8 protein-coding genes and 2 pseudogenes are annotated in these 14,723 nt (G+C 61.9%); 7 read left to right on the top strand and 3 right to left on the bottom strand.

What is annotated here, in order from left to right:
• Nucleotides 1-132 precede the first annotated feature (132 nt).
• Together QRN51_RS16410 and QRN51_RS16405 are read right to left on the bottom strand one after the other, a co-directional pair.
• On the bottom strand, nt 133-3,009 hold the full coding sequence (locus tag QRN51_RS16410) for an aminotransferase (protein ID WP_284990912.1): 2,877 nt from the start codon (nt 3,007-3,009) through the stop codon (nt 133-135).
• 395 nt (nt 3,010-3,404) lie between these two features.
• Nucleotides 3,405-5,078: pseudogene (locus QRN51_RS16405) on the bottom strand (amidase); the annotation flags it as partial.
• 21 nt (nt 5,079-5,099) lie between these two features.
• Between QRN51_RS16405 and QRN51_RS23355 the strand changes: the two are divergent.
• Together QRN51_RS23355 and QRN51_RS16400 are read left to right on the top strand one after the other, a co-directional pair.
• A complete protein-coding gene (locus tag QRN51_RS23355; protein ID WP_350224995.1) occupies nt 5,100-5,987 on the top strand; it encodes a TetR/AcrR family transcriptional regulator in 888 nt (295 codons plus the stop codon).
• 528 nt (nt 5,988-6,515) lie between these two features.
• Nucleotides 6,516-7,058 (top strand): annotated as a pseudogene (locus QRN51_RS16400) (AAA family ATPase); the annotation flags it as partial.
• A 262-nt stretch (nt 7,059-7,320) separates the two neighbouring features.
• On the opposite strand, the gene QRN51_RS16395 reads toward QRN51_RS16400, so the two are convergent.
• Nucleotides 7,321-8,118 carry a FadR/GntR family transcriptional regulator gene (locus QRN51_RS16395; protein WP_284990911.1) on the bottom strand — a complete coding sequence of 266 codons (798 nt, stop codon included), beginning with the start codon at nt 8,116-8,118 and terminating at the stop codon, nt 7,321-7,323.
• Between the two features lie 90 nt (nt 8,119-8,208).
• Between QRN51_RS16395 and QRN51_RS16390 the strand changes: the two genes are divergently transcribed.
• The 5 genes from QRN51_RS16390 to QRN51_RS16370 form a co-directional block, all read left to right on the top strand.
• On the top strand, nt 8,209-9,699 hold the full coding sequence (locus QRN51_RS16390) for a peptide MFS transporter (RefSeq protein WP_284990910.1): 1,491 nt from the start codon (nt 8,209-8,211) through the stop codon (nt 9,697-9,699).
• Nucleotides 9,700-9,748: 49 nt separating this feature from the next.
• Nucleotides 9,749-11,338, top strand: a complete 1,590-nt coding sequence (locus QRN51_RS16385; RefSeq protein WP_284990909.1) for a gamma-glutamyltransferase family protein — start codon at nt 9,749-9,751, stop codon at nt 11,336-11,338.
• Nucleotides 11,339-11,417: 79 nt separating this feature from the next.
• Nucleotides 11,418-12,092: a YoaK family protein gene (locus tag QRN51_RS16380; protein WP_284990908.1), complete on the top strand. Its 675-nt coding sequence runs from the start codon at nt 11,418-11,420 to the stop codon at nt 12,090-12,092.
• A gap of 333 nt (nt 12,093-12,425) precedes the next feature.
• Nucleotides 12,426-13,802: an NAD-dependent succinate-semialdehyde dehydrogenase gene (locus tag QRN51_RS16375; RefSeq protein WP_284990907.1), complete on the top strand. Its 1,377-nt coding sequence runs from the start codon at nt 12,426-12,428 to the stop codon at nt 13,800-13,802.
• Between the two features lie 50 nt (nt 13,803-13,852).
• The coding region (locus QRN51_RS16370; RefSeq protein WP_284990906.1) for a flavin monoamine oxidase family protein at nt 13,853-14,723 on the top strand (871 nt) is incomplete at its 3' end.

Raw genomic sequence — 14,723 nt, 5'->3', positions numbered from 1 at the left:
TCTCAGTGCGGACCGAAATCCTGGAAATGAGGAGTAACGCAGCGATCAAGCCACCCAGGGTCGCGTCGCCCCCACACTTCTTCGCGCGCCGGGCCTGCTTACTCCAGTTCATGCGCTGACCGTATGCATGGATCACCATCCCGTTGCCAGCACCCGCTCGAGCGCATCCACGAAGTAGTCCACTGACTGCCGGGACACGCACAGCGGGGGCTTGATTTTCAGCACGTTCAGGTAGTCGCCCGTGGGCTGCATTATCACGCCGAGCTCGAGCAAGCGGTCACAGATCCCGGCGGTTTCCTCTGTGGCAGGTTCCAGGCTCGTCCGGTCGCGGACCATCTCGAGTCCGAGGTACAACCCCGATCCGTGTGCCTTGCCGACAAGGGGATACATTTCGCCGAGAGCCTCCAAACGGTGTTTCAGATGCGAGCCGACCACCCGGGCGTTCTCCTGGAGGTTCTCCTCCTGAATTACGTCGAGCACAGCAATCCCTATGGCTGACGAAACCGGAGAGCCACCCGTCGAGGAGAAGAAGTATCCCTGGGTGCGGTATCGATCGGCGATCTCTCTGCGGGTGATTACCGCTCCGATTGGCTGCCCGGCGCCGATGGATTTCGCGACGGCCACGATGTCGGGAACCACGCCCTGCTGCTGGAAACCCCAGAACCACTCGCCCAGGCGTCCATAGCCCACCTGAACCTCGTCGGCTATGGCGAGGCCGCCATGTGAGCGAATCGCTGCGTACACTTGCTTGAGGTACCCATCGGGGAGGGCGACCCCACCGGCGTTGCCGAAATATGGTTCGCAGATAATGCCTGCCGGTGGCCGACCCTCCGCGGCTAGGGTTTCGATGACGTCAACCGCTTCTGGCGCGTAGAGTGATGCATCCGCTCCACGGTGATCGCCGCGGTAGGAATTCGCCGCGGCCACCGTGTGCACCCATTTGGGTCTGGTGGTCAAAGCGTTCGGGTTGTCCGCCACAGACGTAGAGACTGCGTCGCTGGCGAATGTCCATCCATGATAGGCCTCCCGCATCGCAACGATGTCAGGGCGGCCAGTGCAGGCCATGGCTAGTCGGATTGCGAGGTCGGTGGCTTCTGACCCGGAGTTGACGAAGAACACAGTGTCGAGCCCTTCGGGCAGTGTCGACGCGATCCGCTCCGCGTAATCGGCGATGGCCTTGTAGTGGAAACGGGAATTAGTGTTGAGTAAACGCATCTGACGCGTCGCCGCTTCAACCACGCGGGGGTGGGCATGGCCAACAGACGCAACGTTGTTGACCATGTCAAGGTATACGCGGCCGTCAGTGTCGATGAGGAATTCCCTCCACCCCCGCTCAATCTGCGGGGGGCGGGCGTAGTAGTGCTCCTGTACTTCGGCGAGCACCCGTTGCCTGCGTTCGAGGGAATCGTCCGCAGTAGGGGAGCTTGAGCTGGGTAGCCCGAGGGCAGGGGCGGGGTCGCCCATTACTAACCGCCAGCCATCCGCCATTTCGACGCTGACCATCGCGGGAGCGTCAAGGGCTTCGGGTGTGGCCCGCTGCACCAAGATGCGTGTGCGCGGAGGTAACACATCTGTGCCCTCCATAACGCCCGGGAACGAGAGTGTCAGCGTCTCGCCCGCGGAGGTAACAATAAGGGCTCCGGTGTGGGCTGTCACGTCAGTGCCTGACGCAAGGGGCGTTTCCTGGGCCAGCCAAATCGTCGTTGCAGTCGGCACAGTGAGTGGGGTGGAAGGTGTCCGCAAAGGAGCTCCGGCCAGTAATGGCTGCCATGCGGGCAGGAACACCACGTCAGCCCCAGAATCGAGCTCCGATAGGGCTGCTTCTTCCAACGCCTCCGCCCGCATCCAAGCCCCGCTGTCGTTTACGGAGGATACGGTGCCCCCGTCGAGTTTCACCGGTTTCTCAAACGCAGGTAGGAGAGGAGACCCCGGCCATTCCCGAGGCGAAGGGACGTTAAGACCAAGAGCCCGTCGGATTGTCACGGCCATTATCTCGGAAGGCACCGACGCTGCACTTTTGAGGATGCGGTATTCCCGGTCGAGCGCGTCATCGGCGTAGGTGTTCTCCTCGTCCAGTCGGACCTGCTGCCGTCCGCTGAGGACGAGGACGGCTCCGCGAAGCGTCACTAGTGCCCACAGCGCGTCGATTTCCTCTTCATCGAGCGGGCGAAGGGCATGGAACGCACGTATCGCGGGCAAGACGCTATAAGGGGTGGCGCCGTCGTGGTGGAGAACCGACGAGACCGTCACTGCGATCTCGGCGACCGTCCAGGAGGCCATCACGTCCCCGAAGTCGATGACGGCATCGGGCAACGAGGCCCCGTCGGGGCACAGGATGTTGTCGTCCGTGACATCGAAGTGGCCGACTTGGGTGCGTAATCGCGGGGCGATTGGATCCAGCACCCTGAAGGCGCAGTCCGTCGCAGCCGTGACAAGGTTGCGAACCTGCGCATCGGGTTCAACGGGGAGGAGGGTGTCGATGACACGACGAGCGTGCCGCAGATCCCATTGAAGAATGCGGTCGCTCGCCGCATGGGAGAAGTCAGCCAGCGAGACGCTAACTCTCCCGGCGAGTTCACCCATGCGCGCCACGACATTGGGGGAGAGATATCTCGACCCCATGAGCGTGCTGCCGGAAATGTTCTCGATCACCCGGCCGTGAATGCGTCCTTGGGACGAGTCCCACCAGGCGGACATCGGACCGTGCGGACCGACCGCCACGCGAGGTATGCGCAGTGTGCTCTGCTGGTCGGCGACAATGGCGGCGGCGGCGTCCTGCATTTCGATCTCCGCCTGGCTGAAGACCGGGTTGCTAAGCTTAAGGACGCCCAGGACCTGTGAGGACCCGCGCCTGAACAAACGGAAGTTCTGATCCTGCTGACTGCCCAGCGAGATCGCATCGACCTCAACGTCGAAATACTCCACGCACAGGTCCTCCACCTCCACGACACTGAGATTAGGAGCTGGTAGCTCGACCTCTGAGAAATAGTCGAAAATCTTATCCAACAAGGGGTCGCCTTTCAGTAGTAAATTTTTGCGATCTCGCCAGTCCGTCATAGCGGCGAGAACGGCGTGGTGCCCACGGCACCGGCCATCGCTCCTGCGGCAGTACGTGCAACCAGCACCACGAGTGGACCGTACGGTTGACGCCACTCGCTGTGCTCATGCGAATACGCATCAGAGACAACAGACCGCTCACCCGTTACACGCCCGTCCACCGCCACAGTCCGCACCCGAACGCCGTCAATGTAGGCCACGTGCTCGAACTGCGAATCGCCCGCGACCACGGCAGAGAACGTAACGATGGATCCACCCTTGGCCGGCTCAACGGAGACATGCTTGATCCTCACTTCCAACGGAGGGTCAGCGGCGGGCTTCGGATCAGCGAATAGCGACTCGTTCCGGAGGGATGGCGTTAGCGGCGGCGCGAGACGCCGTGGGCGTAGGCTCTCCATTGCAGAGGCAAGGCGGATCAACGCAACATCGTCGTACGCAGCACCCGCGATTGTGAGGCCCACCGGCATGCAGGTATCAGCCATCACGCCCATGGGAATCGTCACCGTGGGGATCCCGAGATGGCGCGGCACCAGGTTGCCGTTGGAAACCCAAACACCATTTCGCCAGGCGAGCTCCGCGGACGTGCAATGCACATCAGCGTCGGCAGGGCCGACGTCGGCTGCAGTTGGGAAAATAACGGCATCGATTTTCTCCGCGGCGAGCCACTCCTCGAAGTCCACCTGGCGGGTCCGCTCGAGTCCGCGCATGCCAGCCTCCAGACTCCCGATCCGAGTCCAATCCGGTGAAAACTGGGTGGCCCTGGCAACGTATTCAGAGATGTCGTAAGCCATGTCGAATTCGAACGCCCCGTAGCGATCCTCGAGCGCACCGCGAGGCGACGGGACTATCTGCGAGGGTTCGACGTCGGCGAGCCTGTGCAAAAACGGGTCTGCGTTCTCCCGGAGGAAGTTGTCAAAGGCCCAGACCGAAAGATCACCGACTTCGTCCTGGAGGAACGCCTTCGAGACGTATCCGCGCTCCACGAAGTCCTGAGCACTCGGGTGGAGCTTCTCGTAGTTTTCGACGACGGGAAATGCAGTCTCTACAACCTCGGCTCCCGCGGCCTCGAGATCAGCGCGCATTCCCCGCCACAGCTCCATCACGCTTTCCCGCGTATCGATCGGGTGTGCGCTTTCGGGTGCGCCATTAATATAGATCCGAGGCGCTGCGAGCCTCAGGCCCGCGAGCGGGAGGTCGTCAAGGTCGATGAAGGATGGGGGCCGGACCTGCGAAGGCAGTGGTAGCGGCACCCAGGGCTGCATGCGCCACAGGTCGCCGCTGGTTTCCGGGTCGTCCGCGACAACGGCGTCGAGCACGTGCTTCATGTCCGAAATCGATCGGGTGTGGGGGACAACAACGTCCATCGTCGGGACCAGGGGCCAATTGCCTCGTACGGAGATCACCCCACGCGACGGTGTGTAAGCCACCAGTGCGTTATTCGAGGCGGGGGCACGCCCGGAGGACCACGTTTCCTCACCGAGCCCGAACGCCGCCAGGCTGGCCGCGGTCGCCGTGCCCGAGCCATTAGACGATCCCGAGCCAAACGCCGACGTTAGGAAGTCGGCGCTATAAGGTGACTCCGCCCTCCCGTAGACGCCTCGCTGCATTCCGCCCGCTGCCATGGGGGGCATGTTGGTGCGGCCGAGAAAGACAGCGCCCTCATCCCGGAGGCGCCTTATAGCGAACGCGTCGTCTCCCGCGACGAGGTTTGCGAAGGCCGGCGAGCCTGAGGCGACTGTCAGTCCGTGTACGCGATAGCTGTCTTTGGCGGTATAGGGAATCCCGTCCAGTGCACCGCGAACTTCTCCCCGGGCACGGCGTACATCTGACGCGCGGGCCTCCTCGAACGCGGACGGGTTGAGTACTGGCACCGAGTTCAAGCTGGTAGTGGAGCGATCGTAATAGGCGATGCGATTGAGATAACGTGCGACCAGCTCCACGCTTGTGACGATGCCCGCATCCAGCGCTTCACACAAGCTGTCTATGGTGGCTTCGACCACGGTGAATCGGGACGGGTCCATGTCTTCTCTCTTCGGGATCGAGTGCACCAGCGCTGCTGGTGGAGCCCCTTTGATGGGCGCGTGACTAAAACATACACCGTTGGTTTTAGTCACACAAGTGCCTGGGCAAGAGTGGGTGCGCGACTGGGGTGCCCCGGTAGGTACGCTGGGATTAACGTTAGGAGGCTTGTCATCGCCCGCCCCGCACACCCCCTGCTCAGTCGCGACCTCATTGCTCGTACGGCCCTCGCCCTTGTCGACCGGCACGGCGCCGATGGCGCCAGCATCCGTCGAGTCGCGGCCAAGATCGGCGTCAACCCCACCTCCCTCTACAATCACGTGCCCAATCGCGCCGCCATGGTCGAGGATGTCCGCGCGCTGGTCTCGGCGGACATCGATTCGCGTCCGCTTCGGGAGCTCCCGTGGGAACAGGGCGTCAGCGCATGGGCGCGTTCATACCGCACAGCATTTGCCCGACACCCTCGGGCGATTCCCCTATTGATGACCAGCCGAGCGTCAGCACCGGTGCTTCTAGCAGAGTACGAAGATTTCGCCGTCGCAGCGGAGGCCGCGGGGTGGACGAGCCGGGACATACTGCCTCTGTTAACGGCATTTGAATCGTTTATCCTCGGAAGCGTCATGGACATGTCAGGACCAAACGTCGTGTTCGACCCCACCGGGCAGGAGGCGGCTTTCCCTAAGTTTGCCGCAGCATTCTCGACCCTCGCGGACGAAGATCCACAGGATCCGGTCGCCTCTCGGGCATTCAACATGGGCCTGGACATGTTGATAGCGTCCTCTCGTCCGCCACGGCAACCCTCAAAGACGGACAACGGCTCGGACGTGCTGGCAACAGATCGGACGCAGTGGCCGACAAACAATACGAAGCATCTCCAGCGCCGCCGCGAGGATGATCCAAGGCCTCAATAGCCGCAACACCCTGCGCCGGGCTCCCCGCCGGCGGCTCGAGGGCAAAGGCGATTTGCGGCCGAAGCGATCACCTTCGAGCAGCTGCGCGGCGCCAGGGCATAGCGGAGGCGCGAGCTCAACCAGCAGCTCCGCGATCAGTTCAGTCTCGGCGATGCCCTGCCCAGCGATACCCGCTATGCCCGACCATCCGCGAAGTGCCTCCCACGCCTCTAGACAGGTCGACCGCTCCTGAACTTCCACGCCGACACGGGCTGCGTGTGTATAAAACCGATTAATATCGGCAAGCCGAGTCTTCTCGACGGAAAGGATGACGGCCGCCGCTTCTTGAAGGGTAGCTTCGGCGAGGTCAACGAAGGTGCCCCGCCACTGCCCCCGGACCAACCCGCGTTCCTGGCCACGAGGGAGCACCGCCGATTCACCGAGTTCTCCGATACCGTCCGCGCTCACCGGTACTTCGGACTGTGCTAGGGACCGCCTGGAGTCGGGAAAACACTCTCGGCACGCCACTACGCAGCAGTCGACGACTGGGATACATGGCAGGCCTCCATCGACAAAGAGGTCGGGCTCGTCCCCGAGAGGATCCTCGAAGCCAGGACCGCATTCTTCACACCCACTATGGCCGCGACCGTCCGGAAGATCGACCAAGGCCTGCCGCGCGCGTGCCAGGAGATTTCCTTCGCTCTGGACTACGCCGAGCACGGCGTCGTCGACCCCTACGTGCACACCGAATCCCGCTCTAGAGGCCGCACCCAGCTGCTCATCATCGACGAGGCCGACCGGCTGAAGGCAACCGGCCTTGAACAGGTGCGGGACTACTACGACCGGCACACCATGGGCCTGATCCTCATCGGCACGCGTTTGGCTCAAACGATGGGCTCTTTGAGCGAGCCGTGGAGCACTACATTGAGGGTCCGGGCCGGGTCACTGATGTCGTTGGTGATGAATCTCTTGGTGCTACTGAGGCGCTCGGGCGCATGCTGCATGGCTCACTGGATATGCAGGCCGATGCCTCGCACCGCCGGGATGCATGATCACCCTTTCGGCAACGATCGGGGCCGAGGGGCCGGATGAATCTGCTCGTCAGGTCGTCGCCGCACGGCGAAATGCCGATCGACTGCGCATTGAAATTTGCATACGACGCGGTATTGAAACCGGAGAGCTGGGTGCGGACCTGCCGGCAGAGGTGATGACTGCGCTCGTGCACACTTTCTTCTCGGTGCCTCAACACAACTTTGTGACGGTGTTGACCCGGCCCCGCTGCATGCCAGCGCAGACCTCCTTCTTAGCGGTTTGGGCGCCTTGAACAAGCCTGATTTAGCGCCGTGATCCACAGTTAGTGCTCAGTGAGCGGGTCAATTGCTGCCAGAACTTCCCGGAGGTGTTCCTGCATGGCGTTGCGGGCAGCCACGGGATTTCTTGCCTGGATCGCGGCGAAGATCATCCTGTGAGCTGTCACAGACAGCTTCATCCTCTGGGTCGTCTGAAAAGTGATCTGCCGGGTGGGCGTCATCCATTCGTGGGTATCATCCACAAGCCGGATCAGCAACGGATTGTGGGTCACGCGCGCGATCGCGGAATGAAATTCAACGTCGAACTGCTGCAGGGCAGACGGTGATGGCGCGGACTTCACCAGCTCCTGCTCGGACGCCAGCAGGGGCTGTTCAAGCACGGCAAGCTCCCGTGCCAGGTGCCGAACAGCTGCGCGCTCGGAAATGGGGGGTTCAATGACGCTTCGAAGATCCATAACCTCACGGATGGTCCTCTGCTTCTGACTCATGTTCCCAAAGATGCTGCCCTCTAAGGTCCGGTCCTGAGCAGTATTCACCGTCCATCCGGACCGGGGTCGGCTGGACAGGTAGCCGCGCATTTCAAGATCCTGGAGAGCCTGCCTGACTGAGATTCTCGAGGCTCCGAGTATCTCAGTCAGCTGACGTTCGCTCGGAAGCTTCGAACCGGCGGCGATCCTCCCACCTTCGATTAACCGTGCCAAACGCTCACTGAGCCGCTCAGGCACCGTCGTCCCGGAAACGTTGATTTCGTCCCAAACAGTCACAACCACACTCCTCTCTGGTCCTACCAGAATACCAGAGAACCCAGTTATGGTGCGGACCCACTGATCGGAGGTGGTCAAGAGTGTTGACATTCTGGTCCTACCAGAAAAGCATGGTTGTGTGTTGACCGTCACTCATTCCGGTCGGCGCCCCTTCTGAAAGGTTTGTCCATGTCCACGAAAGATTTCCCGGCGCCGGCAGTCGAAAGTGAGAACGAAGAAGTTCCCACTTCGCGCCCGTCGATTTTCTCCCAGCCCAGGGGGCTGATAACGCTTTCAGCCACTGAAATGTGGGAGCGCTTTAGTTTTTACGGTCTTCAGGTCATCCTCGCGTATTACCTCTACTACTCCCTCAGCGAAGGGGGCCTCGGGCTGGACACTCCGGTAGCCCTTGGTATCGCCGGTGCCTATGGCGGCATCGTCTACATTTCCCAGATGCTCGGCGGATGGGTAGCCGACCGCCTGCTTGCCGCGAGGACTGTCGTTCTCTACGGTGGCATCCTGATCATGCTGGGCCATATTGCTTTGGCAGTCCTTCCCGGAATTCCTGGCTTGGTGGCGGGTCTGCTCCTGATCGTTCTGGGTACGGGTGGACTGAAAGTCAACACCACGTCGATGGTGGGTGAGCTGTACTCCCGCGAGGATTCCCGCCGCGATGTCGGTTACTCCATCTACTACACGGGTATCTCGATCGGCGCGTTTCTCGGTCCGCTGCTGACCGGCTTCCTCCAGCCCGAGTTCGGGTTCCACATTGCTTTCTCGGCTGCAGCCGTGGGCATGGGCCTTGGCTTGGCTCAGTACGTGATCGGCATGAAACGCCTGCCCGCAGTGACCGGAACCGTCCCTAACCCTCTGCCCCGCGAGGCGCGGGTCCGGGCCAGCGTTATCGCCGTTGTCGGTGGGGCGACCCTGATCCTGGGCGCGGCTTTCGGCTTCATCAATTTCGAGAATATCGACACGATCGTAACCGTCATCGTCGTTGTCGCGGCCCTCAGCTACTTCGCGGTCCTGTTGACTACCTGGAAAGTGGACCCTCATGAGCGCGTCATGGTCCGCACGTATATCCCCGTTTTTCTTAGCAGCTTGCTGTTCTGGACATTGCTATTTCAACTGTTCACTACACTGGCGCTCTACATGGACACCAGAGTGAATTTGAGCATCGGTGGAGTCACGCTCCCGCCGGCACTGATCATTACCTTGGAGGGCCTGTTCGCCACGCTGATAGCACCGGTGTTTGCAGCCATATGGTCAAAGATGGGGACCTCACAGCCTGAGCCGGGCAAAAAAGTACTTGCCGGCATTGCGTGTATGGCGGTTTCCTTGCTGAGCTTCGCATTCCTGGGCGGTTCCGAAGGCCCGGTGAACAGCGTTCTGGTCGTACTTATTGCGATGGTCCTGTTCGGTGTCGCTGAGATCGTTGTCGTGCCGACTGCCCTGTCGTTGACTGCACGGCTGGCCCCACGGGCAGCGTCGGCGCAGATGACCTCGCTGTACTTCCTGACTATGGCAGGAGGCTCAACGTTTTCCGGGTTCATCGCCCAGGCGTACTCACCCGAGAATGAAGGCCTGTTCTTTTCGGTCGTTGGTCTCGGCTCGATCGCAGCAGCCATCACGCTCTACCTCGTCTACCGGGCACTGAACCGCAAAGTTCGAATGCTCTGAGCCCCTCGTCCCCTCACATTCACCAAGCAACACATTCTGGAGTTAACTTATGAATACCGTCCCCTCCAACACTCAAAGCGTCGCCATCGCCGCACCTCATTTTGCGGCGGTGGAAGCTGCCCGGGAGGTAACGGCCGCCGGAGGAAACGCGATTGACGCCGCAGTCGCTGCGGCGGCAGTGCTGACCGTCGTTTACCCGCACATGTGCAGTGTCGGAGGGGATGTCATTGCGCTGATCAGAAAGCCCGACGGTCAGCAAATCTGCATCAACGCATCAGGCGCCTACGGGTCAGCGCCAGAAGCAGCTGCTGCTCTGGCCGAGACTGGCGGAAACATGCCGATTCTCGGCCCGCTCACCGTCTCGGTTCCCGGCGCTGTCTCCGGCTGGGCCGCCCTGCTGGAGCACGGCGGCTCACTGCCCGTAGCCGACGTCCTTGCTCCCGCCATCCGTCTCGCCAAGGACGGGATGACTGTCAGCCCGGGGCTGGCTGAGGCCATTGAACTGGACAAGGCAACCCTTCTCCAGGACGAAGGGATGAGGTCGATGTTCTTCGTCGACGGCGCGCCCCGACGTGCCGGAGACATTATCGTCCAGAGCGCGCTGGCGGAAACTCTCGCGCAGCTTGCCGGTGAAGGCCTGGACTCCATGTACCGGGGAGCAGTCGCCGACCGGCTCGCCGCCGGTTTCAAAGCCTTGGGGATCCCCGTCACGGAGCAGGACCTTGCGAGCCACAGGCCCAGCATCGAATCCGCCCTGACCCGCTCCTTCGGCCCGCTGACCGTGTCGACCGCGGCACCGAACTCACAGGGCTACACCATGCTCAGGAACCTCGGAGCCGTCATTGCCCACACCGAGGACCCGTCAGCCGTGAACGCCGGACTGCTGGCAGAACTCTTCTACAGCTCGGACGCGCTACGCGACAACCAACTGGCCGACCCACGCTTTGCCGAGGTTGATGTCGACGCCGAACTTTCCGAGGAAGCACTGGCCCGGGCCGTCACCTCGGCGCAGAACAGCCTTGCGGGCAACGGTCGTCCACAGTTCGCCAAGTCACCCCGCCCCGGCGGCGACACGGTCGGTGTCGCAGCGGTGTCGGCCGATGGCACGGCTGTGTCCCTAATCCAATCGGTGTTCCACTCCTTCGGATCACAGCTGCTGGAGCCCGGAACGGGACTTGTCCTGCACAACAGGGCAGCTTTCTTTTCCTTGGATCCGACATCACCGAACCAGTTGCAGCCCGGGAAACGCCCCGCGCACACACTCGTCCCGGTCATCGTTGAGCACGAGGACGGTACCGTTGCCGCCCACGGCACGATGGGCGGCAAAGCGCAGTCCCAAATCCATACACAACTCATCCTCCGCTACCTGCAGGGCCTCACGCCTCTACAAATAGTTGCAGCACCGCGGTTCATCGTCGGCGGCCTCGAAGCCGGAAGCAGCAATGACCGGATCATGATCGAACCGTCACTGGAAAACGACCGGGCCGCAGAAATCCGGGGAACAACGATGACCGTCACCCTGGGGAAGGAACTCGACAGCGACGCCGGACATTCCATGGTTGCCCGGCGCAACGCCGACGGTTCACTCGATGCCGGCGCCGACCCCCGCAGCGACGGCTCCGCCTGGGCAGGGAACTAATGCCGACGCAGTTATATCCCATCAGAGCAGTTTGCAGTTGGTGAAACAAAAGCGAAACGCCCGGCTGAGGCTATGGCTGATGATGGCACTGACCTTTGTCACCGGAGCTTTGGACGCGGTGGGCTATCTAGGCCTGGACCGTATCTTCACCGGAAACATGACCGGCAACATCGTCATTTTGGGCATGGCAGCAGCCGGCGGCGAGGGCCTGCACATCCTCGGTCCGGCCCTCGCCCTGCTCGCCTTCACGCTGGGCGCGGCGGTAGCCGGGGCTGTCCTCAGGCGCCAAACCTCAGGATGGAACGTTCGTGTAACGATCCTCCTCACCGTCGGCACGGCAGTGCTCATCGGATCGGGAGTATTTCTTACCGAAGCGGACACTCATCCTGAATGGATCCGCATCACCGTAGCTTGTGCCATCGCCGTCCAAATGGGTTCCCAAGCCTTGATAGCCCGCTTCCTGGCCGTTAAGGACATGACAACAGTCGTTGTCACTTCGACCCTTGCGTCCCTGGCCGGAGAGTCCTTCTTCAGCTCCGGGAACCGTTTCTGGAACCGAAGGTTCGCAGCGGTGGCCGTCCTCTTTTGCGGTGCCGTAACCGGAGCAGGGCTGATGAACCTGAATCTCAGCGTGCCTGTCTTCGTTTCAGCCGCGATAACGACGGCAGTCACGATATTCGGCATCACCAAATGGAACGCGTGCCAAGAACACGCCGCCGCACCGGCCCACGAGATGCAGGCTTCCACTCCGTAAGGAGTCCACAATTCGCTCCCTGTTCTCAGTCGTAAGAGTGTTGTCGCGGCGATGGCGATCGCGGTCTGAAGGTGTAGGTTCTGCCGCCGTGCCGGTTCCGGTGGCTGTCCCGCGGTACTCTTCCGGCGTTGGCACGCCAGATGGCGACTTCTCGAGTCGACTCGAACCGGTGCTTAGGAGGAGCCCATCGCAGTTCAGCTGTCCGGTTTGAATGACGTCCAATATCAGGTTCATACTCACGAGTCTGCGCGCCGGGACCCTACACAGATCGATTCTGAGCCTGCTGCACAAAGCGCAGGCTCAGCCATATTGCAAGTAATCAAAAGGAGTCACATGTCGCAGTACCGCGTTCAAAATCCTGCAACGGGTGAGGTTGTAGAGACCTTCGAAGCTGCCACTGACCAGCAGATCGAGCAACTACTGACAACCGCCGACGCTGCCTACCGCGAATGGCGTGAACAAAGCATTCAGGAGCGCGCCGCAGTTGTCCGCCGCGTCGCGCAGCTGTTCGAGGAGCGGAAGGAAGAGCTGGCAAGAATCATCGCCCAAGAGATGGGCAAGCCCCTCTCTGAGGGTATCGAGGAAGTTGGGTTCGCCGCTTCAATCATTAACTACTATGGCGTGCACGGCCCCAGCCTCGCTGTCGCCCGGGAGATTCCCAGCACAGTTCCGGGCACGGCAATCATCGAGAACCGCCCCGTCGGTGCGCTTCTGGGCGTCATGCCATGGAACTTCCCTTACTACCAGGTGGCCCGCTTCGCTGCACCTAACCTCGTTCTTGGCAACACGATCCTGCTCAAACACGCGGAGATTTGCCCCCGTTCGGCGCTGGCGATACATCAGATCATGGAAGAGGCCGGGGTTCCCGTCGGTGGCTACACCAACGTCTTCGCCACCCACGATCAGATTGCTGCGATCATCGCCGATGCCCGTGTCCAGGGTGTATCACTGACCGGCTCCGAGCGTGCGGGCTCCATCATCGGCGAACAGGCCGGCCGGCACTTGAAGAAGGCCGTGCTGGAACTCGGCGGAACTGACCCGATGATAGTGCTCGACTCCCACGACGTCGCATCAGTCGCTGCCGACGCCTGGAACTTTCGCGTCTTCAACGGCGGGCAGGTGTGCAACGCCAACAAGCGAATGATCGTGATGGACGATATATACGATGAATTCGTAGCCCAGCTTAAGAAGCTCGCCGACGGGCTGGTAGCCGGGGACCCGCTCAATATGCCGGAGTCTGCGTACGGTCCCCTCTCCAGTAGGGATGCAGCGGAGGGGGTAAACGCCCAGGTCCAGCGTGCCGTGGCCGACGGCGCCACTCTTGAGGCCGGGGGTGTGCTCTCTGAGGGTCCGGGCGCCTACTACTCACCGGCAGTGCTGACAGGGGTTCCCCGGGACTCGGCTTCCTTCCGGGAGGAGATCTTCGGCCCGGTTGCGACGGTATTCAGGGTTTCCAGCGACGAAGAGGCGTTGGAGCTGGCAAATGATTCCGACTTTGGACTTGGCGGCGCAGTGTTCTCAACGGATCCGGCACGTGCGGAGAGGATCGCGTCGCGCTTGGACGCGGGTATGACGCACGTCAACATCATCGCCGCCGAAGCCGCGGAGCTTCCGTTCGGCGGGGTGAAACGCTCTGGTTTCGGTCGTGAGATGGGCCCATTGGGTATGGGCGAGTTCGTCAATAAGCGCTTGTCGTTCACAGCAAAGTAAACGTTCATTTATCAGTCCACGTCAGTGTGGACCCAAGAGAGGACATCAAGTTGAACCTGAACCGCGACGTCGTTGTCGTTGGAGCCGGGCCCTCCGGACTGACCGCAGCCCGTGAGCTGAAGAAGGCCGGCCTCAGTGTCGCCGTTCTTGAGGCACGTGACCGCGTGGGCGGCCGCACCTGGACCGATACTGTCGACGGTTCCATGCTGGAAATCGGCGGCCAGTGGGTCTCGCCGGACCAGACCGTACTCCTGGACCTCCTTCAGGAACTGAATCTGGAAACCTACCCGCGTTACCGCGAGGGCGATTCGATATACATCGGTAAGGACGGCATCCCGGTCCGCTACGCCGGCGACACGTTCCCGGTGGATCCCGACACCGAGGCCGAGATGAACAAGCTCATCGCCCTGCTGGACGGCCTCGCCGCCGAGATCGGCGCCACCGAACCCTGGGCGCACCCCAAGGCCCGTGAACTGGACACTATCTCGTTCCACCACTGGCTGCGGCAGCACTCGGCCAACGAGGAGGCCTGCAACAACATCGGCCTGTTCATCGCCGGCGGCATGCTCACCAAGCCCGCCCACGCCTTCTCGGCGCTGCAGGCCGTGCTGATGGCCGCGTCCGCGGGCTCCTTCACGCACCTCACGGATGAGGACTTCATCCTGGATAAGCGGGTCATCGGCGGGATGCAGCAGGTGTCGCTGCTGCTCGCGCAGGAACTCGGCGACGACGTCGTCCTCAACACCCCTGTACGCACCATCAACTGGGAGCCCGACGCTGACGGCGGCCACCGCGTCAGCGTCGTTTCGGAACGGGCCACTGTGAACGCGCGGTTCGTGATCATGGCCGTGCCGCCCAACCTCTATTCCCGCGTCTCGTTCAACCCGCCGCTGCCCCGGCGCCAGCACCAGATGCACCAGC

Source organism: Arthrobacter sp. efr-133-TYG-120 (assembly GCF_030209785.1).
Classification (GTDB): Bacteria; Actinomycetota; Actinomycetes; order Actinomycetales; family Micrococcaceae; genus Arthrobacter.
Note: the sequence above shows the minus strand (reverse complement) of the source record. Positions and strands in the feature narration are given on the sequence as shown.